Genomic DNA, 21464 nt, shown 5'->3' on the forward strand with positions numbered 1-21464 from the left:
TCGTCCTCAGCCGAGCGGCGCGGCGGCCGGGGCGTGCGAGGCGACGGCGGCCGGGACCTCGTCCCGACGGTGACCGTTGCGTTCCGGTCCGGCGGTGCGCGCGCTCTCGATCGCCCAGTACACCGCCTCCGGCGTGGCCGGGGAGGCGAGCTCGACGCTCGTTCCCGGCGGACCGAACGCGGCCGCCGCCTGGCGGAGCGCCTCCCGGACGGAGAAGGCCAGCATGAGTGGGGGCTCGCCGACGGCCTTCGAGCCGTAGACGGCACCGTCCTCGTGGGCCTTGTCCAGCAGCGCGACCCGGAAATCGGGTGGCATCTCGGAGAAGCTCGGCAGCTTGTAGGTGCTGGCGGACTGCGTGAGCAACCGTCCGCGGGTGGGCCGCTCGCTCTCGTCCCATCGGAGGTCCTCGAGTGTCAGCCAGCCCGCGCCCTGGACGAATCCGCCCTCGATCTGGCCGACGTCGATGAGCGGCGAGAGGGAATCGCCGACGTCGTGGACGATGTCCACGCGGCGGAGCCGGTACGCGCCGGTGAAGCCGTCGACCTCGACCTCGCTCGCGGCGACGCCGTAGGCGAAGTACTTGAAGGGCTCGCCCTGCATGGCCTTCGCATCCCAGTGCAGCCCCTCCGTGCGGTAGTAACCGGAGGCCGAGAGCTGCACGCGCTGGAAGTACGCCGCATGCACGACCTCCTCCCAGGTCAGTCGCGCCGACGATGCGCCCAGGCCGCTGATCATTCCGTCGTGGAAGCGCACGTCCGACGGGTTGGTCCCGAGGAGCCCGGCGGACACCGTCGCGAGCCGGTCGCGGATCTGCTCGCACGCGTTCTTGACCGCGCCGCCGTTGAGGTCGGCGCCGGAGCTGGCCGCGGTCGCCGAGGTGTTGGGGACCTTGTCGGTGCGGGTCGGTGCGAGCCGGACTCGGGACAGGGGGACACCCAGTGTGGTCGCCGCGACCTGCAGCATCTTCGTGTGCAGCCCCTGGCCCATCTCGGTCCCACCGTGATTGATCAGGACCGAGCCGTCCTTGTAGACGAGGACGAGCGCGCCGGCCTGATTGAACGCGGTGAGGTTGAACGAGATGCCGAACTTGACGGGGGTGAGGGCCAGCGCGCGCCTGGTGTGCGGGTGCGCCGCGTTGAACGCTTCGATCTCGGCCTCGCGGGCCTCGACATCGCCGGATGCGATGACCTGCTCCCACGCGGTCCGGACGCGATCCGCGTGCCGGACGGGCTGGCCGTAGGGGGTGCTCTGGCCGTCGCCGTAGAAGTTGCGACGCCGCAGTTCTCGGGCGGAGATCCCGAGGCGCGGGGCACACGCACCGAGGATGTCCTCGATGACCAGCATGCCCTGGGGCCCGCCGAATCCGCGGAACGCGGTCTGCGAGGTCTTGTGGCACTGGGCGATCCGACCGTGCACGGCGATGTTCGGGATCCAGTACGCGTTGTCGATGTGGCACAGCGCCCGGGCGAGGACGGGCTCGGAGAGGTCGAGGCTCCAGCCGCCGTCCGCGGTCAGCGTCGCCTCCAGGGCGGTGATGAGGTTGTCCTCGTCGAAGCCCACACGCCAGGTGGCGTGGAACCCGTGCCGCTTGCCCGACATGGTCATGTCCAGGGTGCGGTCGAGCCGGAGTCGGACCGGGCGCCCCGTCAGGGTCGCCCCGAGCGCGGCGATCGCCGCGAAGCCGTGCGGCTGCATCTCCTTGCCGCCGAACGCCCCTCCCATCCGCAGACACTGCACGGTGACGGCATTGCTCGGCAGCCCGAGGACGTGGGCGACGATGTCCTGCGTCTCGGACGGGTGCTGCGTACTGGACTGCACGAAGATCTGGCCGGCCTCGTCGACCTGTGCCAGCGAGGCGTGGGTCTCGAGGTAGAAGTGCTCCTGCCCGGCGAACTCGAACTCGCCGGAGAAGGTGCGCGCGGCCGCCGCGAACCCGGCCTCCGGGTCGCCGCGGCGCACCGTCGGCCGGGAGCCGTGGAAGCTCTCCGCAGCGATCGCATCGCCCAGGGTGATCAGTGAGGCGAGCGGCTCGAGTTCGAGCTCGACGGCCGCGGCGCCCAGACGTGCGGCCTCCAGCGTCTCGCCGAGCACCCAGCAGACGGCGTGCCCGTAGAACATCACCTCGTCCTCGGGGAACAGGGGCTCGTCGTGCTTGATACCGGCATCGTTGACCCCGGGGACGTCGGCGGCGGTCAGCACGCGGACCACGCCGGGAACGCGCAGGGCGGGTTCGGTGTTCAGCGCGACGATCCGGGCGTGGGCGCGGTCGGACTGGACCGGGTAGGCGTGCAGCGCGCCCGGGGTCCGTCCGACGAGGTCGTCGGTGTACAGGGCGGTGCCGGTCACGTGCAGGACGGCGCTCTCGTGCGGCACGTCCTGGCCGACGACGGCGTGCGCGGGGCGTTCGGACAAGTGGCTCATGAGCGATCTCCCCGGGCGTCGGTACCGGTCGAAGCGGTGGACTGCGCGTAGAGCTTCTCGAGGGAGCGGCCCAGCATCTCGGCGCGGTAGCGGCGGGATGCGCGGTGGTCGTCCATCGGGGTGCCCTCGGCGCGCAGGATCTCGGCGGCGGCGAGCACCGTCTCGCGCGACCACGGTCGCCCGATCAGCGCCTGCTCGGTGGCGGTGGCGCGCAGCGGGGTGGCGGCGACGCCGCCGAGGCCGATGCAGGCGCGAGTGATCGTCTCGTCGTGGACCGTCAGCGCGAACGCGACGGCGACGCTGGAGATGTCGTCGAAACGGCGCTTGGCGATCTTGTGGAACGCCGTGACGGGACTGAGCGGCACCGGGATGCGCACGGCCCTGATCAGCTCATCGGGGCGGCGCACCGTCTGCCGGTAGCCGGTGAAGTACTCCGACAGCGGGACCGTGCGTTCCCCGGTCCGCGATGCGAGGATCAGCTGCGCCTCGAGGGCGAGCAGCGCGGGCGGGGTGTCGCCGATCGGCGATCCGGTGCCGAGGTTGCCGCCGAGCGTGGCGGCGTTGCGGATGAGGCGCGACGCGAACTGGGGGAAGACCTGGGCCAGGAGCGGGATCCGGCCGTCCAGTCGGCGTTCGACCTCCGAGAGGGTGAGCGCGGCGCCGATCTCCACGGCGTCGGTGTGGACGGTCAGCTCGCGGAGTTCCGGGAGTCGGTCGATCGCCACGACGAGTGGTTCGCGGCGGCCCTTGAGGTTCACGTCGACGCCGAAGTCCGTGGAGCCCGCCACGAGCACGGGGGACTGGTCCGCGGCGAGCAGGTCGAGGACCTCGGCGAAGGCGGCCGGGCGGACGAAACGTGCTTGTCCGCTGTGGATCTCCGTCCGCTGCGGCGCCGGCGCGGGTGCGGACCTGCGGGTCGCGAGCGGGTCGTCATCGGCGGGTGTCGTGGGGAGTCCGTATGCCGCGTCGCGGATGGGGCGGTATCCCGTGCAGCGGCAGAGGTTTCCGGACAGTGCGTGCAGGTCGAAGCCGTTGGGGCCGTGCTCCTCTTCGTCTGCGGAGCGGCCGTCGGATTGCTCCGGTGCGCGGGAGATCCCGTCCGCGCGGTCCGGCCGGTAGTACTCCGCCGCCATGCTGCAGATGAATCCCGGTGTGCAGTAGCCGCACTGCGATCCGCCGCGCAGCGCCATGGCCTGTTGAACGGGGTGCAATCGGTCCGGGGTTCCGAGCCCCTCGGAGGTGATGACCTCCTGGTCGGCGAGCGCCGCGGCGGGGGTCAGGCAGGCGTTGATGGCCGTCCACCTGGTCCGATCCGCGGGTTCGTCGGGGTCGCCGGGGCGGGCGACGAGGATCGAACACGCACCGCACTCGCCCTCGGCGCAGCCCTCTTTGGCTCCGGTGAGGCCCTGGTCGCGGAGCCAGTCGAGGGCACTGGTGTGCGCCGCGCCGGTGAAGGGTCGGGATCGACCGTTCACGGTCACATGACATCCGGTCAGCGTTTCGGTCACCGCTGCATCCCTACTGAACCGCCGCACGCGGTTCCGACAGGCATGGTTTGCGAGGCTGAGCTGGACCGCTGGTTTTCCATGCGAACACGATCCAGTGCATTTCATGATAGGTGACGGGGCTCACATTGGAAAGTGGTTTTTGGAATCTTCTTTCCGCATCACGGAGTGTGCGCGGGAGCCGTTCCGGCCGGACGCTGCGTCGTTGCAGGTCAGCCGCCGATCAACACGGTGATCGGTCCTCGGATGAAGTAGAGGATGAATCCGATCGAGACAGCCCACAGTAGCCAATGCGCCTTCTGTCCGCGACCGCTGAGGACGCTCAGGAGTGCCCAGGTGATGAAGCCCACGCCGATGCCGTTGGCGATGGAGTAGGTCAGCGGCATGGTGACGATGGTGAGGAACGCGGGCAGCGCCACCGAGAAGTGCGTGAAGTCGATCTCGCGGATCTGGGCGACCATCATCGAGCCGACGACGACCAGCGCCGCGGCGCCGACCTCCATCGGGATCACGCCGATGACCGGCGCGAAGAACATCGAGGCCAGGAACAGAACGCCGGTCACGCAGGCCGCGAGGCCGGTGCGCGCGCCCTCCGCGATTCCGGCGGCCGAATCGACGAAGACGGTGTTCGACGAGCCGGACGAGGCGCCGCCCGCGACCGCGCCGAGACCCTCGACGACGAAGGCGGACCGGATGCGGGGGAAGGTCCCGTCGGGCTGCCCGATCCCGGCCTGCCGCGCCAGGCCGGTCATCGAGCCCATGGCGTCGAAGAAGTTGGTGAAGACCAGCGTGAACACCAGCATGGTGGCCGAGAGTGCGCCGATTCGCTCGAACGCTCCGACCAGGTCGAATTGGCCGATCAGCCCGAAGTCGGGGAGGGCGACGACGTGGCTCGGGAGCTCCGGCGCGCTCAGGTTCCAGCCCTTGGGGTCGGGGTGGTGGGGGTCGCCGACGGTGCCGAGCTTCGCGAAGTGCTGCACGACGATCGCGGCGAGCGTGGCCACGATCATGCCGATCAGGATGGCGCCGGGGATCCGGCGCGCGACCAGGACCGCGATGAGCAGCAGCGCGAAGATGAAGACCGCGGTCGGAAGGGCGTCGATCGACCCGTCGTGACCGAGCTGGACGGGGGGACCCGCGGGCGTGCGGGTCACGAAACCCGAGTTCACGAAGCCGATGAAGGCGATGAACAGGCCGATACCGACCGTGATCGCGGTCTTCAGCTCCGCGGGAACCGCGCGGAAGATCGCCGTTCGGATGCCCGTGGCGCCGAGGACCACGATGATCACGCCGTTGATGATCACGAGGCCCATCGCTTCGGGCCAGGTCACGTCCTTGACCACGGCAACCGCGAGGAAGGAGTTCATCCCGAGGCCGGCGGCCAGGGCGAAGGGCAAGCGCGCGACCAGGCCGAACAGGATGGTGATGACGCCCGCCGTCAGGCCGGTCACGGCGGTGACCTGGACGAATCCCAGCGTGCCGTGGGCGGCGTCGGCCGAGCTGCTGAGGATCAGGGGGTTGAGTACGACGATGTAGGCCATCGCGACGAAGGTGACCAGGCCGCCGCGGAGCTCCCGCGGGAGCGTCGACCCGCGACGGGTGATCTCGAAGAATCTGTCCAGGAAGCCAGTACCGCTTGCGGTGGCGGCCGGCGGTTCGACGCGGTCGTCGGCCGCGTCCGTCTGGGGGCTGGTCATGGTGGTCCTCTCGGTCCGGAACGGGGAGTGGCACCCGTCGGCGCAGATGCTCCGGCGGAGCGGCGAAGATGCTGGGGGCCGATCGCGAACGATCGTCGGGCGGCGCAGACTGCAGTTCCGCCTTCCGGAATTGTGATTCCAGTCACGTTGAGTGAAACACGCTGCCGTGAGGCTGTCAAGAACGTGTTTCGGGAGCGCCTGCGTGACATGTGAGGTGCGACAACGGGTGCCGCGGCCCCGGCGGCACAGGCGCCCTCCGGTGGGGTGGGGTAGTCGTGAGGCGTGTTCCGCGATGTGGATGTGACGTTTCGTATCGGAGAGTTCCCAAATGGACGCGCGTGAGTGAAATCGGAAACTGATACCGCGATACGGAACATTGATCAGAATGAATGTGGGTACTCTCGATACGGAACAGTTGGATTCTGCACGGAGTGCATCGCACGGCAGGGGGAGCGGATGGCGGGCAAGTCCACGACCGGAGTGCAGTCCGTCGAGCGCGCCTTCGAATTGCTCGAACTGATGGGACGCGCGGGCGGCGAGTGCTCGCTGAGTGAACTGTCGGCCGGTACGCCCCTCCCGCCGCCCACCATCCATCGGCTGCTCCGCACGCTCGTCGGGATCGGGTACGTCCGCCAGCTCTCGAACCGTCGGTACGCCCTGGGGCCGCGGCTGATCCGGCTCGGTGAGGTCGCCAACCGGCAGCTCGGCGCGGTCGCCGTGCCGGTTCTGCAGTCGCTCGTCGACGAGCTGGAGGAGACCGCGAGCCTCGCGGTCCTCGACGGCGACATGGTCATCTACACCGGGCAGGTGCCCTCGCCCCACAGCATGCGCACCAACAACGAGGCGGGCCGCCGGGTGAACCTGCACAACAGCGGGGTCGGCAAGGCGGTGCTCGCCGAGCTGGACGACGCCCGGATCGTCAAGCTCATCGGCCAGGCCGGCATCCCCGCCTCGACGCCGCACAGCGTCAGCACTCTGTCGGGTGTGTTCGCCGAGGTCGAGGCCGTGCGCGCGCGGGGCTACTCGATCGACGACGAGGAGCAGGAGGTCGGTGTCCGCTGCTTCGCCATGGCCGTGCCCGGCGCGCCCACTCCGATGGCGGTCGGCATCTCGGGTCCGGTGTCGCGCTTGGGCGAGGGCTTCGAGGAGCGCGCCATCCCCGCCCTGCAGCGCGCCACCGCCATCATCTCCGACGCACTGATCGGTGCCCGCGAGATCTGACGATCAGAGCGTCCACTCGATGCCGCCGCGGTGCCCGTGTCGGCTCGCGTCGAGGTGCTCGAGGGGATTGGAGTCGCGGTGATCGGAACCGGAATGGATCGCGGCATCGCGCAGTTGTGCAGGCCATCGCGAAAGCGGTAGTGGCACAGGCATACGGAGGACCGCGATCGGTCCGGACGCCGTGGGGCCGCGAGGTCCGATCGCCGTCGGCGACGAGGTCGTCGTCTACCGGGGCGACGGGGTCTACGCCTCGGCCGCGATCCAGCAGGCGCGGGCGGTGCTGCCGAAGCCCGCGGGACTGGGCTGGGAGGACGCGGCGGGACTCCTGCTGACGGGCGCGACGGCATGGGACGCCGTCGAGCGCATCGGACTCGCAGCGGGCGACACGGTGCTCATCCACGGCGCGGCCGGCGGGGTGGGGCGGATCGGCAGCGGATCGTCACGATCGCGGGGTTCGGCCGCGCCGCCCAGGACGGCTTCCTCGCGATCGGTGGCCCCGACCCCGAGAGCGCGCGCATCCGGGATGAGGCCCGCGGCCCGCTGTTGGACCTTGCGGGAGAGGGGGCCGTGGTGAACGCGATCGCCAAGACCTTCCCGCTCGCCGACGCCGCGTCAGCGCACACCGAACTGAAGGAGGCGCACCCGATCGGGAAGTTCATCCTGATTCCGTGACCCCGCGGCACTGCGATGCCGGCGCCTCCGCGGGGCCGATTAGGCTGGAGTGCATGAAGAAGGTGGCGATCCTCGACTACGGCTCCGGCAACATCCGGTCCGCGCATCGCGCGATGGAGCGGGCCGGCGCGGAGGTCACCGTCACCGCCGACCCGACCGTCGCGCTCGCCGCCGACGGCCTCCTCGTGCCCGGGGTAGGCGCGTACGAGGCGTGCATGGCGGGTCTGAAATCGGTGCAGGGCGACCGGATCATCGGCGAGCGGCTCGCCGGCGGCCGGCCGGTCATGGGGATCTGCGTGGGCATGCAGATCCTGTTCGACAAGGGCATCGAGTTCGGCGTCGAGACGGACGGCTGCGGGGAGTGGCCCGGCACCGTCGAACGGCTCCGAGCGGCGGTCGTGCCGCACATGGGGTGGAACACCGTCGAGGCCCCGGAGGGGTCCAGGCTGTTCGCCGGCACCGATGCGGACACCCGGTTCTACTTCGTGCACTCGTACGCGGTGCAGCGGTGGGAACTCGACATCGCCGATCACATTCGTGCGCCCAAGGTCACGTGGGCGGACCACGGCGGCCGGTTCGTGGCGGCCGTCGAGAACGGGCCGCTGTGGGCCACGCAGTTCCACCCGGAGAAGAGCGGGGACGCCGGTGCGATCCTCCTGAAGAACTGGGTGGACACCCTGTGACCGGCAAGCGCGGTCTGTCCCTGGGCCGGCTCGCACTGTTCTCACTCGGAGCCGCGGTCGCCGTACTCGCGTTGTGCGTCGTCCTCCTGAACGTGCTGCGCCCGAGCCCCCCGATCGCGCTGCTCATCGTCGCTGCCGGGCTGGTCGGGGCCGTCGCCGCGATGGGGATCGTCGCCAACCGCATCGTCGGGCGGGCCACGGCGGGGCAGGACGACGAGAATCGGGATGACGCGACCCACTAGGCTGGAGACGTGAGTCTGGTACTTCTTCCCGCAGTCGATGTTGCCGACGGTCGGGCCGTCCGCCTGGTACAGGGGGAGGCCGGCAGTGAGACGGCGTACGGGTCACCCCGCGATGCCGCCCTCGCCTGGCAGAACGACGGTGCGGAGTGGGTCCACCTCGTCGATCTCGACGCGGCGTTCGGGAAGGGCTCCAACCGCGAGCTGCTCGCCGGCGTGATCGGTGAGCTGGACGTCAAGGTCGAGCTGTCCGGCGGCATCCGCGACGACGACTCGCTGGCGGCGGCTCTCGCGACCGGGTGCACCCGGGTCAACCTCGGCACCGCGGCGATCGAGAACCCGCAGTGGTGCGCGAGCGCCATCGCCCGGTACGGCGACCGGATCGCCGTGGGCCTCGACGTCAAGCAGATCGACGGCCAGTGGCGCCTGCGCGGGCGCGGCTGGGTCACCGACGGTGGCGACCTGTGGGAGGTGCTCGCGCGCCTCGACAAGGACGGCTGCAGCCGTTACGTCGTCACCGATGTCTCGAAGGACGGCACGCTGACCGGCCCCAACCTCGATCTGTTGGCCGCCGTCGCGAACGCCACCGACGCGCCCGTCGTCGCCTCCGGCGGCATCTCCGCACTCGAGGACCTCACCGCGATCGCGACGCTCGTCGACAGGGGTGTCGACTCCGCGATCATCGGCAAGGCCCTGTACGCGGGCCGGTTCACGCTGCCCGAGGCGCTGGCGGCGGTGTCGGGCTAGTGGCCGGATTCCCCGTGGGCTTCTCCGGTGACCCGGACCGGCTCCTGGCGCTGGCGGGTCAGGCGCTCGACGGTGCCGCGCAGCGGTTCATCGAGGGCGTGGGGGCGCCGGCATCGGTCGCCAAGGGCCCGGCCGACTTCGCCACCGATCTCGACCTCGAGCTCGAGCGCCGGATCGCGGGCGCCGTCGCCGAGTCCACCGGGGTGCCGGTGCACGGCGAGGAGTACGGCGGCCCGGCGGTCGACGAGGGCACCGTCTGGGTGCTCGACCCGATCGACGGCACCTTCAACTACTCCGCGGGCTACCCGGCCACGGGCACGCTGCTCGGCCTGCTCCACGACGGGCGGCCGGTCGCGGGGCTCGCGTGGTTCCCCCTGGTCGGGGACTCCTTCTCCGGCCACGTGCAGGGCCCGGTCCGCAACCGCGGTAAGGCGTTACCGCCGCTGGACGACGGCGGACTCGACGACGCGATGATCGCGGTCGGCAGCTTCAGCCGAGGCAGCAAGGGGCACTTCCCGGGCGACTACCGCTACGCCATCCTCGGCGAGGTGTCGCGTCGGGTCGCTCGGGTCCGGCAGTTCGGATCGACGGGGGTGGACCTCGCGTACACCGCGGCGGGCGTGCTCGGGGGCGCCGTCGTGTTCGGCCACCATCCCTGGGACAACGCCGCCGGTGCCGCCCTGGTGCTCGCGGGCGGCGGCCGCGTGACCGACCTCGCGGGCGAGGAATGGCATGTCGGTGCCGATTCGGTGCTCGCCGGGTCACCCGCCGTCCACGCCGAGCTGCTGACCGTCGTCCGGTCGGTCGGCGCACCGTCGGACTATCGCGGTGATCCGGGGCACGGAACCCTCAGCTACTGAACCACTTTCGAAGGAGGCGGAACCGATGACGGTGGCCGTGCGCGTGATCCCGTGCCTGGACGTCGACGACGGGCGCGTCGTCAAGGGCGTCAACTTCCAGAACCTGCGCGACGCGGGCGATCCCGTCGAGCTCGCGGCCGCGTACGACGCGCAGGGCGCGGACGAGCTGACCTTCCTCGATGTGACCGCGTCGAGCTCGGGCCGCGGCACCATGCTCGAGGTCGTGCGCCGCACTGCGGAGCAGGTGTTCATCCCGCTCACCGTGGGCGGCGGCGTGCGCTCCGTCGAGGACGTCGACACCCTGCTCCGCGCCGGCGCGGACAAGGTGTCCGTCAACACCGCCGCGATCGATCGACCCGAATTGCTCAAGGAACTGTCGAACCGGTTCGGCAGCCAGTGCATCGTGCTCTCCGTCGACGCCCGCACCGTCCCGGACGGTGACGAGCCGACACCGTCGGGCTGGGAGGTCACCACGCACGGCGGGCGCCGGGGCACGGGCCTCGACGCCATCGAATGGGCCCGCCGCGGTGAGGAACTCGGCGTCGGTGAGATCCTGCTCAACTCCATGGACGCCGATGGCACCAAGGCCGGATTCGACCTCCGGATGATCGGGGCGGCCCGTGCAGCGGTGCACATCCCCGTCATCGCGTCCGGGGGCGCCGGCGCGGTCGACCACTTCGCCCCCGCCGTCGAGGCCGGCGCGGACGCGGTGCTGGCCGCCAGTGTCTTCCACTTCGGGGACATGACGATCGGGCAGGTCAAGGCCGAGATGGCGACGCACGGTCTGGTGGTCCGACGGTGACCGCGCTCGACGGTGCCATCGCCGCACGGCTCAAGCGCAACGCCGACGGGCTCGTCGCCGCCATCGCCCAGGAGGAGGGCACCGGCGATGTGCTCATGATGGCGTGGATGAACGACGAGGCCCTCGCGCTCACCCTCGCCACCCGCAGGGGCACCTACTACTCGCGATCCCGGAAGCAGCTGTGGGTCAAGGGCGAGACCTCGGGACACGTGCAGGAGGTCCGCGACGTCCGTCTCGATTGCGACGGGGACACGGTGCTCCTGACCGTCCGGCAGACGGGGCCCGCCTGCCACACCGGCACGCACACCTGTTTCGACGGCGACCTGCTGCTCGGCCGGGAGTGAGCGCTACGCGCTGAGCGTGCGGAGGAAGGCGAGCGTCTCCTCGACGTGCGCCACCGCGCGGAGCTCGCCGATCACGATGTGGAGCACGGTCCCGTCGGTGTCGATGAGGAAGGTCCGCCGCTTGACCGGCGCCACGGAGTACCGGCCGCGCAGCACGCCGTACTCGGCCGCGACGGCACCGTCGGCGTCGGTGAGCAACGGGAAGCCGGGCTCCATGACGTCGGCGAAGGCCTGCGTCCGGGCGGGCGGGTCCAGGCTGATGCCGATCCGCGCGGCACCGCGCCGGTCGAATTCCTCACCCGCGGCGCGGAACCGGTCGACCTCGGCGACGCAGACGGGCGAACCGGCGGTGAGGTAGAAGAACACGGCGGCGCGGCCGTCGCCGCGGAGCTCGGAGAGGGTCCGGACGGTGCCGGTCCGGTCGGGCAGTGCGAACTCGGGGGCCTGCTGGCCTATGCGCATGGCCACGAACCTACCGGCACTGGGATACTGGCAGGCGATGAGTACCGCACAGCAGCCGAACCTGCAGCCCGATGGCGCGACCACCAGCCCGGAGGAGTTCCGCGCGCTCGCGGACCGGCACCGCGTGGTGCCCGTGATCCGCACGGTGCTCGCCGACGCCGAGACCCCGTTGTCGGCGTACCGCAAGCTCGCGGGTGGCCGCCCCGGCACCTTCCTGCTGGAGTCCGCCGCCGCGGGTCAGTCCTGGAGCCGATGGTCCTTCGTCGGCGCTCCGGCGCCGTCCGCGCTGACCGTGGTCGACGGGGTCGCCACCTGGATCGGGAAGGCGCCGGCCGGCGCACCGTCGGGCGGCGATCCGATCGCCGCACTCGGGGAGGTGCTGCGGCTCCTGAGCTCCGAGCGGATCGAGGGACTGCCCCCGCTCAACGGCGGCATGGTCGGTTACCTCGCCTACGACGCCGTGCGGCGTCTGGAGCGGCTGCCCGACACCACGGTCGACGATCTGCACCTTCCCGAGATGGTCTGGCTGCTGGCCACCGATCTGGCGGCGATCGACCACCACGAGGGGACGATCACGCTCATCGCCAATGCGGTCAACTGGGACGGCTCCGCCGATCGGGTCGACGAGGCGTATGCGGACGCCGTGCGCCGGCTCGACGCCATGGAGGCGGCGCTCGCGGCGCCGCTGGCCTCGTCCGTCGCGTCGTTCACCCGGCCCGAGCCGGACGTGACCGCGCAGCGCACCGTCGAGGAGTACAGCGCGATCGTCGAGAAGCTGGTCGGCGACATCGAGGCCGGCGAGGCCTTCCAGGTGGTGCCCTCGCAGCGCTTCTCCGTGCCCTCGGACGCCGACCCGATCGACGTCTACCGTGTGCTGCGCGCCTCGAATCCGAGCCCGTACATGTACCTGGTGCAGGTTCCGGCGCCCGACGGTGCGCTCGCCTTCTCCATCGTCGGTTCGAGTCCCGAGGCGCTGGTCACGGTGTCCGACGGTGTCGCCACCACGCACCCGATCGCGGGAACCCGCTGGCGCGGTGCGACCGCGGAGGAGGACCTCCTGCTGGAGAAGGACCTGCGGGCGGACGAGAAGGAGAACAGCGAGCACCTGATGCTCGTGGACCTCGGCCGCAACGACCTCGGCCGCGTTTGCACGCCGGGCACCGTCCGGGTCACCGACTACCGCCGGATCGAGCGGTACAGCCATGTCATGCACCTCGTCTCCACCGTGTCGGGCGACCTCGCGGACGGCAAACAGGCCCTCGACGCCGTCGCGGCGTGCTTCCCCGCGGGCACCCTCACCGGGGCGCCCAAGGTCCGGGCCATGGAACTGATCGACGAGGCCGAGATCACCCGCCGCGGCCTGTACGGCGGCATCGTCGGGTACCTCGACTTCGCCGGCGACGCGGACACCGCGATCGCGATCCGCACCGCGATCCTCAAGGACGGGACCGCGTACGTGCAGTCGGGTGGTGGCGTCGTCGCCGATTCGGTGGGCGAGTACGAGTACAACGAGTCGCGCAACAAGGCGCTCGCCGCGCTCAAGGCGGTGGCAGCGGCGAACACCATGCGTGCGGTCTCGGAGGAGGCACGATGAAATCGAAACGGAACCTGGCACTGGTCGCGCTCCTGTTGGCCGGCGCCGCGGGCGCCGCCTGGGGCTCGGGCCGGATGTCGTGGATGGGCGTCACGCTGGCCGACGGGCTGTCGGCCGAACGATCGATGTCGGTCGCCGGGCACACCTGGGCGCCCGCGCTGTCGGCGCTGTGGCTGGTCTTCCTCGCCGCCATCGCGGCCGGGCTGGCGCTCAAGACCTGGGCTCGCGCGCTGGTGGCGGTGATCGTCGCGGCCGCGGCGATCGGCACGGCGTACCCCGCGCTGACGGTGCTCACCCAGGAGCCCGACATCGGATACCTGGAGAAGATCCTGCGCGGCGGCGCCGTGATGGGCAACAAGGACTACATCTCCGCCGTGTCCAGGGCCCCGGCGGGCCCGTCGGTCGCGCTGGTCGCGGCACTCCTCGCCGTCCTCGCCGCGGCCCTGCTGGTGCGGGGACTGCGCGCCGGAGGAATGGGGGCGAAGTACGTCTCGCCCGCGGCCCGTCGCGCCCAGCTGGAGCAGCGCGTCTTCGACGATGCCGCGGCGGAGGAGGCCTCGGAGCGGGACCTCTGGGACGCCCTCGACGGTGGCGAGGACCCGACGACGACGGGCGTCGCCGAGGCGGCGCCGGGGCAGCAGTCCTCGCGCGAAGGGGCCGCGCCCGAGCGCCCGCGGACGGAGGGCTAACCTTGGAGCACGCTGCACGCTCCACGAAAGGCCCGCTGCCGTGACATCACCCACTGTTCTCGACTCGATCATCGAGGGTGTGCGCGCGGACGTGGCGGCCCGTGAAGCACGGCTCGACCTCGCCGCGGTGAAGGCCGCCGCCAAGGCTGCGGAGCCCGCGCTCGACGCCACCGCCGCGCTGCGCGCCCCCGGCATCGCGGTCATCGCGGAGGTCAAGCGGGCGAGCCCGTCGAAGGGCGAGCTCGCGGGTATCGCGAATCCGGCCGCGCTGGCCTCGGAGTACGAGGCGGGCGGAGCGCGTGCGATCAGCGTGCTCACCGAGGAGCGCCGGTTCAAGGGCTCGCTGGCCGATCTCGACGCGGTGCGCGACCGGGTGCGGATCCCGGTGCTGCGCAAGGACTTCATCGTGTGCCCGTATCAGATCCACGAGGCTCGCGCCCACGGCGCGGACCTGGTGCTGCTCATCGTGGCGGCGCTGGAGCAGCCCGTTCTCGTGTCGCTGCTCGACCGCGTCGAATCGCTCGGTATGACGGCCCTGGTCGAGGTGCACACCGAGGACGAGGCGGACCGCGCGCTCGAGGCGGGCGCCACCGTGATCGGCGTCAACGCCCGCAACCTCAAGTCCCTCGATGTCGACCCCGAGACCTTCGGCCGCATCGCGCCCGGCCTGCCCTCCTCGGTGATCAAGATCGCCGAGTCGGGTGTGCGCGACAGCCGTGACCTGCTCACCTACGCGGGCCAGGGCGCAGACGGGGTGCTGGTCGGCGAGGGGCTGGTGACGGCTGGCGATCCGCGGACCGCGGTCGCCGACCTGGTCACGGCCGGCTCCCACCCCAGCTGCCCGCGCCCCGCGCGATGATGCGCTGACGAGGTCGTCCGCCCAGGAGTGGCATAGACCACTTGCGTCGTCAAAGGTAATGTGCACCACATGATGCTCCCGCGCACGAGGCACGCCGAGCCGCCCCGCTACTTTCGCGCGAAGTTGGAACTGCAACGCCGGATCGACCGATTGGGACACGGCGACACACTGCCGGCCGAGCGCCGGCTCGCGGAGGATCTCGGCGTCTCCCGCACCACGCTCCGCAAGGCCCTGGCCGAGCTGTCCGCGGAGGGCGTACTGCGCCGCGAACACGGCAGCGGGACGTACGTGGCGCCGCCGAAGGTGGTGCGGGTGCGGCAGCTGACCTCGCTGAGCGAGGACGTCGGCGTCGACGGCAAAACGGTGGACTCGCGAGTGCTGGCGTGCGACCACGTCCCGGCGGACGCGGAGACGCAGGCGGCGCTCGGTCTGCCGCGCGGGGCACGCGTGTACCGGGTGACGAGGCTGCGCATCGTCGACGACGAGCCGCTCGCCATCGAGATCGCGCACCTGCGCGGACCACTGCGCGGGCTGGCGGGGCGCTTGGCGCAGGACGGTGCCTCGCTGTACGAGGCGCTGCGGGTGCACTACTCGCGGGAGATCGCGGCGGTGGAGGACACGGTGGAGACGGCGCTCGCGTCCCCGGACGAGGCGGAGCTGCTGCAAGTGCCGACGGCGCACCCGATGCTGATGGTCCACCGGCTGGCGCGCGGGGCGGACGGTATCGCTCTCGAGTGGACGCGCAGCGTCTATCGGGGGGACCGGTTCACGTTCGTCGCCCGCGCGACGACGGGTCCGGCCGCGACGACGGGCCGATAGCGGATCGGGGACCGTCGGCGAGAGTGGTGGTAATGCCCGGAAACATTCGTCGGGCAGAGGGTTTCGCGGAATGATTGGCGTCGCCGTGATTCCACTTTGACGGGATGGGGATAATCGTCGTGTGAGCCTCCCTGAAGCGAGTACCGGACTGTCCCAGCGATCGGCCTATGAGCCGGACGGGGCCGGTCATTGGGGTGCCTGGGGCGGTCGGCACGTGCCCGAGGCACTGATGGCCGTGATCGAGGAGGTCACCGCCGAGTTCGAGAAGGTCCGCAGTGACGACGGCTTCCTCGACGAGCTGGACCGCCTGCAGCGGCAGTACACCGGGCGTCCGTCGCCGCTGTACCCCTGCGTGCGCCTGAACGAGCACGCGGGTGGCGCGCAGCTCTACCTCAAGCGCGAGGACCTCAACCACACCGGCAGCCACAAGATCAACAACGTGCTCGGACAGGTGCTCCTCGCCAAGCGCATGGGCAAGCCGCGGGTGATCGCCGAGACCGGTGCGGGCCAGCACGGCGTCGCGACGGCCACCGCCTGCGCTCTGCTCGGGATCGAGTGCGTCGTCTACATGGGCAAGGTCGACACGGATCGCCAGGCGCTCAATGTCGCGCGGATGCGTCTGCTCGGTGCCGAGGTGATCGCCGTCGCCTCCGGTTCCGCATCGCTCAAGGACGCCATCAACGAGGCGCTGCGCGACTGGGTGAGCAACGCCGACACCACGTACTACTGCTTCGGCACCGCCGCGGGCCCGCACCCGTTCCCGCTCATGGTCCGCGATCTGCAGCGCATCGTCGGCATGGAGGCGCGCGCGCAGGTGCTCGACGCCGCGGGCCGCCTGCCCGACGCCGTGGTCGCCTGCGTGGGCGGTGGGTCGAACGCGATCGGCATCTTCCACCCGTTCATCGGCGACGCGGGCGTCCGGCTCGTCGGCTGTGAGGCCGCCGGCGACGGCGTCGAGACCGGCCGGCACGCCGCGACCTTCACCGGTGGCAGCCCCGGTGCCTTCCAGGGTGCCTACTCGTATCTGCTGCAGGACGAGGACGGCCAGACCATCGAGTCGCACTCGATCTCGGCCGGCCTGGACTACCCGGGCGTCGGCCCGGAGCACGCGCAGCTCAAGGAGGACGGCCGCGCGGAGTACGTGCCGATCACCGATGCCCAGGCGATGGACGCCTTCGCGCTGCTGTGCCGCACCGAGGGGATCATCCCCGCGATCGAGTCGGCGCACGCCGTGGCGGGCGCGCTCGAACTGGGACGCGAGCTCGGTCCCGGCGCGGTGATCGTGGTGAACCTGTCCGGCCGGGGCGACAAGGACGTCGACACGGCGGGGAAGTGGTTCGGACTGCTCGACGAACAGGGTGAGGTCGTCGGCCAGAAGGTGGTCGGCGCGGATCTGAACACGGAGCTGCGGAACGCGGAGTTCGAGGGGGAGAACAAGTGAGCGCACTCGCACCGGTCTTCGAGCAGTGCCGTACGGACAACCGCGCGGCATTGGTGACCTACCTGCCCTGCGGGTACCCGACCAAGCAGGGCGGCATCGATACCGTGGTCGCCATGGCGGAGTCCGGCGCCGACATCGTCGAGCTGGGTGTCGCCTACAGCGATCCCGTGATGGACGGCCCCGTCATCCAGCGCGCCGCCGACGACGCGTTGCGCGGCGGCATCCGGGTGCGCGACATCTTCGCCTACGCGGAGGCGGTCGCCACCGCGGGCGCCGCTCCGGTCGTGATGGCGTACTGGAACCCCGTGCTCAAGTACGGCGTCGAGGCCTTCGCCCGCGACCTCGCCGCTGCGGGCGGCAAGGGCCTGATCACGCCGAACCTCATTCCCGAGGAGGCCGACGAGTGGATCGCGGCGGCCGATCGGCACGGACTCGACAAGATCTTCCTGGTCGCGCCGTCGTCGACCCCGGAGCGGCTCGCGATGACGGCCGACGCGTCGTCGGGCTTCCTGTACGTCGCGTCGACGATGGGCGTCACCGGTGCGCGGGACGCGGTCGACAATGTCGCGCCCGAGCTCGTGGCCCGCGTGCGTGCGGTGTCGGACATCCCTGTGGGCGTGGGCCTCGGCGTGCGCTCGCGCGAGCAGGCCGCCGAGATCGCCGCGTACGCGGACGCGGTCATCGTGGGCTCCGCACTGGTGAGCGCCGCGGGCGAGTCGCTCGACGCGGTGCGCAACCTCACCGCGGAACTGGCCGTGGGGGTGCGATCTGGCCGCTGATTCCACCGGACACCGCGGCGCACGTCGCCGGACGAGTTGGCGGCGGCTCGCACGGTACACCTGGCGCGAGCTGACGGATGTGGGCGAGTGGCGGACCGCCGGCATAGCCGAGTTCGCCTTCACCACGGAGGCGATCCGGTTCATCCACGGCACCGGTCTGCTACGGATCGCCATCGCGTCCTTGGCGATGATGATGCTGCCGCTGGCCCTGGTCATGCAGTTCAATCCGATGGGGCCGCACGGCGTCGTCCTGCGGACCGTCCAAGTCGGCTCGGCGCTGCTGGGATTCGGGCTCGGGCTGCAATGGTTGAAGGGCAGATGGCCGACCGCCCGGCAGGCGATCAAGTTCCTCCTGCTCGCGGATCTCCTCATCGGCGTCGCCGCGTCCGTGCTGTCCGATCCCACGGCGCGGATCTGCGGAGCGATCCACCTCGCCATGCTGGGGCTGTTCGCCGCCTTCTTCCTCGGTTGGCGAGTCCTCCTGGTGCACTGCATCTACTCGCTGCTGCTCATCGGTGGTCTCACCGCCTACGCCATCGCGTTCGACGGGCGCACGCTGCTCGATCTGTACGTGTACACGACCCCCGCGATCGCGACGGTCGTCGGACTGCCCGTGATCATTCAGGTGGTCGTGGAGGCCGGCCGGGCCGGCATAACGCGGGTGTCCAAGGAGTGGTACATGGACAGCCTGACCGGCGTGTACAACCGGCGCGGCATGGATCTCGCGGTTCGGCGCGCGACGGCCCGGCACGGTGGTTCCGACGGTGTCTTCGTGGTGGGCGCACTGGACCTCGACGAGTTCAAGCTCTTCAACGACACCCGCGGGCATTTCGCCGGGGACGAGCTGCTCAGCACCGTCGCCGCCCGGCTGCACTCGGTACCGCGCCTGATCGTCGCGCGCAACGGCGGGGACGAGTTCAGTGTTCTGGCCATCCGGTCCGATGCGGAGGCGGCGCAGCGCACCGTCGAACAGCTTCGCGCGCTCGTTCGGCAGCGGACGGGTGGCCCCGAGGCCCCGGGGCTCCCGGCCAGTATGGGCATCGTGCTCGCCCCGGTCGACGACCGTGACCGGCTCGATTCGCTGGCGGCGGACGCCGACGAGGCGCTGTACGAGGCGAAGCGCAGTGCGACCGACGCCGTCATCGTGCGGCGCCCCGGGCACGTTCGGGGCGACGGGTGAGCGCGGGTACCGCCGACGAGTGGGAGTGAGCGCCGTCACCGGAGGGAATCGGAGGTGAGAATCGGACCCGCGGACCGGTAAGCTGGACCGTTGTGATTACCGCGACCGACCTCGAAGTGCGCGCCGGCGTCCGCACCCTGCTGACCGCGCCCGGCGACCAGTTGCGTGTGCAGGCGGGCGACCGGATCGGCCTCGTCGGCCGCAACGGCGCCGGCAAGACCACCACCATGCGCATCCTGGCGGGGGAGGGCGAGCCCTACGCGGGGCGGATCATCTCCTCCGGCGACGTCGGCTACCTGCCGCAGGATCCGCGCGAGGGCGACCTCGACGTGCTCGCGAAGGACCGGGTGCTCTCGGCCCGCGGGCTGGATCAGATCGTCGCCCAGATGGCCAAGCAGCAGGTCCGGATGGCGGAGCTCGTCGGCGACGAGCTCGACACGGCGGTGCGCAAGTACGGCAATCTCGAGGAGCGCTTCTCCTCGCTGGGCGGCTACGCCGCCGAGTCCGAGGCCGCCAGGATCTGCAACAGCCTGGCCCTGCCGGACCGGGTGCTCGAGCAGCCGCTGCGCACGCTCTCGGGCGGCCAGCGCCGCCGCGTCGAACTGGCGCGCATCCTGTTCGCCGCGTCCGACGGCTCGGGCGGCAAGTCCGACACCACGCTGCTCCTCGACGAGCCGACCAACCACCTCGACGCCGACTCCATCGGCTGGCTGCGCACCTTCCTGCAGAACCACGACGGAGGCCTCATCGTGATCAGCCACGACGTGGACCTGCTCGCCGATGTCGTGAACCGCGTCTGGTTCCTGGACGCCGTGCGCGGCGAGGCGGACGTCTACAACATGGGCTGGAAGAAGTACATCGACGCCCGCGCCACCGACGAGCAGCGTCGTCGTCGTGAGCGCGCCAACGCGGAGAAGAAGGCGGGCGCGTTGCGCGTGCAGGCCGCGAAGATGGGCGCCAAGGCGACCAAGGCCGTCGCCGCGCAGAACATGCTGCGCCGCGCCGAGCGGATGATGAGCGAGCTCGACGACGTGCGCGTCGAGGACAAGACCGCGCGGATCAAGTTCCCCGCTCCGGCGCCCTGCAGCAAGACGCCGCTCATGGTCAAGAACCTCACCAAGACCTACGGCTCCCTGGAGATCTTCACCGGTGTCGACTTCGCCATCGACAAGGGCTCGCGCGTCGTCGTGTTGGGTCTCAACGGCGCGGGTAAGACCACGCTGCTCAAGCTCCTGGCGGGCGTCGAGACGCCGGACACGGGGGGCCTCGAGCCCGGCCGCGGCCTGAAGATCGGCTACTTCGCGCAGGAGCACGACACCCTCGACGACGAGGCCTCCGTGTGGGACAACATCCGGCACGCGTCCCCGGACGCGGGGGAGCAGGACCTGCGCGGACTGCTCGGCGCGTTCATGTTCACGGGCCCGCAGCTCGAGCAGCCCGCGGGCACGTTATCGGGTGGTGAGAAGACCCGACTCGCTCTGGCGGGCCTCGTCTCCTCGGCCGCGAACGTCCTGCTCCTCGACGAGCCGACGAACAACCTGGACCCCGTCAGCCGCGAGCAGGTGCTCGAGGCGCTGCGCTCCTACGAGGGCGCCGTCGTGCTGGTGACGCACGACCCGGGCGCGGCGGAGGCGCTGAACCCGGAGCGCGTCATCCTGCTGCCCGACGGCACCGAGGACCACTGGAACGCCGAGTACCAGGAGCTCATCGAGCTGGCGTGAGCCCGTCCGGGGTCACAGGAGCAGCGACCCGATCAGGTAGCTGATCAGCATCGTCGCGACCCCGACGAGCACGGTGCGCACGATGAGCCGGCGGACGGAGATGCGGCTTCGTCGACCGGCGATCACCGATGTCAGGATCAACGACGCGATCACGGCGATCGCGATCGCCCACACCTCGACACCCACCGGAACCGACACCGTCAGTACCAAGGGGACGAGCGCGCCACTGATGTACGCGAGGGACGACGACGCCCCCGCCCACGCAGGGTGCCAGGCGGGGATCGGCCGGACGATGCCGTGCTCGTACTCCAGCTGTGCCGCCAGTGCGTCGCGTGCGCTGAGCTGCTCCGCAATGTCCGCTGCGGCGGCCGCGTCCAGGCCTCTCGACTCCCAGTACGCCGCGAGTTCCGCCAACCCGTCGTCGGGATCCGCGGCCAGCTGAGCGCGCTCCTCGTCGATGATGTGCGCCTCGGACTCGCGCTCGGCCTCGGCCTCCGCCCATTTCGCACCCCCGACGGCGAACGATCCGGCGACCGTGGCCGCGCAGGCGGCCGTCATCAGCACCGCATCGCCGGCGCCCGATCCGACGAAGCCCTCGAGGAGCCCGGCGGTGCCGATGATGCCGTCGTTCGCGTCGACGGCCCAACTCCGGGGCGACGACGATCGGCGCATCCGATACCGGGCCCGCGACCAGGCGGACCGGCGCGGCGCGAGCGGACCGTCGACCAT

At 70.9% G+C, this 21464-nt stretch carries 22 protein-coding genes; 17 read left to right on the forward strand and 5 right to left on the reverse strand.

Annotated elements, in window-relative coordinates; all coding sequences use genetic code 11:
- Positions 1 to 6: 6 nt before the first annotated feature.
- The 3 genes from xdhB to HF999_RS00735 form a co-directional block, all read right to left on the reverse strand.
- The gene (xdhB, locus tag HF999_RS00725) at positions 7 to 2421 is read right to left on the reverse strand and encodes a xanthine dehydrogenase molybdopterin binding subunit (protein ID WP_168544025.1); all 2415 of its coding nucleotides are present in this window, start codon (positions 2419 to 2421) and stop codon (positions 7 to 9) included.
- Entirely contained in the window at positions 2418 to 3896 is a 1479-nt protein-coding gene (locus HF999_RS00730) for a xanthine dehydrogenase small subunit (RefSeq protein WP_312853961.1), read from the reverse strand. The genes xdhB and HF999_RS00730 overlap by 4 nt, the downstream gene beginning before the upstream one ends.
- Before the next feature lie 242 nt (positions 3897 to 4138).
- Positions 4139 to 5623: an NCS2 family permease gene (locus tag HF999_RS00735; RefSeq protein WP_168544027.1), complete on the reverse strand. Its 1485-nt coding sequence runs from the start codon at positions 5621 to 5623 to the stop codon at positions 4139 to 4141.
- 456 nt (positions 5624 to 6079) lie between these two features.
- Here HF999_RS00735 and HF999_RS00740 point away from each other — a divergent pair, with 456 nt between their 5' ends.
- From HF999_RS00740 to hisI, 9 genes are all read left to right on the forward strand, one after another.
- Complete coding sequence (locus HF999_RS00740; protein ID WP_168544028.1) at positions 6080 to 6844, forward strand: IclR family transcriptional regulator; 765 nt, start codon at positions 6080 to 6082, stop codon at positions 6842 to 6844.
- A gap of 181 nt (positions 6845 to 7025) precedes the next feature.
- A complete protein-coding gene (locus HF999_RS00745; RefSeq protein WP_168544029.1) occupies positions 7026 to 7418 on the forward strand; it encodes an MDR/zinc-dependent alcohol dehydrogenase-like family protein in 393 nt (130 codons plus the stop codon).
- Positions 7415 to 7516, forward strand: coding sequence for a hypothetical protein (locus HF999_RS23145; RefSeq protein WP_343953936.1), 102 nt, complete (start codon positions 7415 to 7417; stop codon positions 7514 to 7516). The genes HF999_RS00745 and HF999_RS23145 overlap by 4 nt, the downstream gene beginning before the upstream one ends.
- Positions 7517 to 7569: 53 nt before the next feature.
- Positions 7570 to 8199, forward strand: a complete 630-nt coding sequence (gene hisH / locus HF999_RS00750) for an imidazole glycerol phosphate synthase subunit HisH (protein ID WP_168544030.1) — start codon at positions 7570 to 7572, stop codon at positions 8197 to 8199.
- Positions 8196 to 8441 (forward strand): hypothetical protein, encoded by a 246-nt coding sequence (locus HF999_RS00755; protein WP_168544031.1) that lies wholly within the window; start codon positions 8196 to 8198, stop codon positions 8439 to 8441. Before hisH ends, HF999_RS00755 begins: the two co-directional genes overlap by 4 nt.
- 9 nt (positions 8442 to 8450) lie before the next feature.
- Positions 8451 to 9185, forward strand: a complete 735-nt coding sequence (gene priA / locus HF999_RS00760; protein ID WP_168544032.1) for a bifunctional 1-(5-phosphoribosyl)-5-((5-phosphoribosylamino)methylideneamino)imidazole-4-carboxamide isomerase/phosphoribosylanthranilate isomerase PriA — start codon at positions 8451 to 8453, stop codon at positions 9183 to 9185.
- Entirely contained in the window at positions 9185 to 10045 is an 861-nt protein-coding gene (locus tag HF999_RS00765) for an inositol monophosphatase family protein (RefSeq protein WP_168544033.1), read from the forward strand. The genes priA and HF999_RS00765 overlap by 1 nt, the downstream gene beginning before the upstream one ends.
- Positions 10046 to 10070: 25 nt before the next feature.
- Positions 10071 to 10847 (forward strand): imidazole glycerol phosphate synthase subunit HisF, encoded by a 777-nt coding sequence (hisF, locus tag HF999_RS00770; protein ID WP_168544034.1) that lies wholly within the window; start codon positions 10071 to 10073, stop codon positions 10845 to 10847.
- Complete coding sequence (hisI, locus tag HF999_RS00775; RefSeq protein WP_168544035.1) at positions 10844 to 11191, forward strand: phosphoribosyl-AMP cyclohydrolase; 348 nt, start codon at positions 10844 to 10846, stop codon at positions 11189 to 11191. The genes hisF and hisI overlap by 4 nt, the downstream gene beginning before the upstream one ends.
- A 3-nt stretch (positions 11192 to 11194) precedes the next feature.
- Here the strand turns inward: hisI and HF999_RS00780 are convergent, their stop codons facing one another.
- Complete coding sequence (locus tag HF999_RS00780; RefSeq protein ID WP_168544036.1) at positions 11195 to 11653, reverse strand: peroxiredoxin family protein; 459 nt, start codon at positions 11651 to 11653, stop codon at positions 11195 to 11197.
- Between the two features lie 37 nt (positions 11654 to 11690).
- On the opposite strand from HF999_RS00780, the gene HF999_RS00785 reads away from it, so the two are divergent.
- From HF999_RS00785 to HF999_RS00820, 8 genes are all read left to right on the forward strand, one after another.
- Complete coding sequence (locus HF999_RS00785; RefSeq protein WP_168544156.1) at positions 11691 to 13247, forward strand: anthranilate synthase component I; 1557 nt, start codon at positions 11691 to 11693, stop codon at positions 13245 to 13247.
- Complete coding sequence (locus tag HF999_RS00790) at positions 13244 to 13936, forward strand: TIGR02234 family membrane protein (protein WP_168544037.1); 693 nt, start codon at positions 13244 to 13246, stop codon at positions 13934 to 13936. Before HF999_RS00785 ends, HF999_RS00790 begins: the two co-directional genes overlap by 4 nt.
- A 40-nt stretch (positions 13937 to 13976) precedes the next feature.
- The gene (gene trpC, locus HF999_RS00795; protein ID WP_168544038.1) at positions 13977 to 14795 is read left to right on the forward strand and encodes an indole-3-glycerol phosphate synthase TrpC; all 819 of its coding nucleotides are present in this window, start codon (positions 13977 to 13979) and stop codon (positions 14793 to 14795) included.
- Positions 14796 to 14864: 69 nt separating this feature from the next.
- Positions 14865 to 15614 (forward strand): GntR family transcriptional regulator, encoded by a 750-nt coding sequence (locus tag HF999_RS00800; protein ID WP_168544039.1) that lies wholly within the window; start codon positions 14865 to 14867, stop codon positions 15612 to 15614.
- A 121-nt stretch (positions 15615 to 15735) separates the two neighbouring features.
- The gene (gene trpB, locus HF999_RS00805; RefSeq protein WP_312853962.1) at positions 15736 to 17055 is read left to right on the forward strand and encodes a tryptophan synthase subunit beta; all 1320 of its coding nucleotides are present in this window, start codon (positions 15736 to 15738) and stop codon (positions 17053 to 17055) included.
- Complete coding sequence (gene trpA / locus HF999_RS00810; RefSeq protein WP_168544040.1) at positions 17052 to 17834, forward strand: tryptophan synthase subunit alpha; 783 nt, start codon at positions 17052 to 17054, stop codon at positions 17832 to 17834. Before trpB ends, trpA begins: the two co-directional genes overlap by 4 nt.
- Positions 17835 to 17913: 79 nt before the next feature.
- Positions 17914 to 19014, forward strand: coding sequence for a GGDEF domain-containing protein (locus HF999_RS22905; protein ID WP_168544041.1), 1101 nt, complete (start codon positions 17914 to 17916; stop codon positions 19012 to 19014).
- Between the two features lie 92 nt (positions 19015 to 19106).
- On the forward strand, positions 19107 to 20735 hold the full coding sequence (locus HF999_RS00820; RefSeq protein ID WP_168544042.1) for an ABC-F family ATP-binding cassette domain-containing protein: 1629 nt from the start codon (positions 19107 to 19109) through the stop codon (positions 20733 to 20735).
- 12 nt (positions 20736 to 20747) lie between these two features.
- On the opposite strand, the gene HF999_RS00825 is transcribed toward HF999_RS00820, so the two are convergent.
- A complete protein-coding gene (locus HF999_RS00825; protein WP_168544043.1) occupies positions 20748 to 21464 on the reverse strand; it encodes a VIT1/CCC1 transporter family protein in 717 nt (238 codons plus the stop codon).

This window comes from Tsukamurella spumae (assembly GCF_012396015.1).
GTDB lineage: Bacteria > Actinomycetota > Actinomycetes > Mycobacteriales > Mycobacteriaceae > Tsukamurella > Tsukamurella spumae.

Bases quoted from the DNA above. Each gene is read 5' to 3' on its own strand.
- xdhB (WP_168544025.1), bottom strand. From the start codon at position 2,421: ATGAGCCACTTGTCCGAACGCCCCGCGCACGCCGTCGTCGGCCAGGAC.
- HF999_RS00735 (WP_168544027.1), bottom strand. From the start codon at position 5,623: ATGACCAGCCCCCAGACGGACGCGGCCGACGACCGCGTCGAACCGCCG.
- HF999_RS00740 (WP_168544028.1), top strand. From the start codon at position 6,080: ATGGCGGGCAAGTCCACGACCGGAGTGCAGTCCGTCGAGCGCGCCTTC.
- hisH (WP_168544030.1), top strand. From the start codon at position 7,570: ATGAAGAAGGTGGCGATCCTCGACTACGGCTCCGGCAACATCCGGTCC.
- hisF (WP_168544034.1), top strand. From the start codon at position 10,071: ATGACGGTGGCCGTGCGCGTGATCCCGTGCCTGGACGTCGACGACGGG.
- HF999_RS00780 (WP_168544036.1), bottom strand. From the start codon at position 11,653: ATGCGCATAGGCCAGCAGGCCCCCGAGTTCGCACTGCCCGACCGGACC.
- HF999_RS00785 (WP_168544156.1), top strand. From the start codon at position 11,691: ATGAGTACCGCACAGCAGCCGAACCTGCAGCCCGATGGCGCGACCACC.
- HF999_RS00790 (WP_168544037.1), top strand. From the start codon at position 13,244: ATGAAATCGAAACGGAACCTGGCACTGGTCGCGCTCCTGTTGGCCGGC.
- HF999_RS00800 (WP_168544039.1), top strand. From the start codon at position 14,865: ATGATGCTCCCGCGCACGAGGCACGCCGAGCCGCCCCGCTACTTTCGC.
- HF999_RS00825 (WP_168544043.1), bottom strand. From the start codon at position 21,464: ATGGTCGACGGTCCGCTCGCGCCGCGCCGGTCCGCCTGGTCGCGGGCC.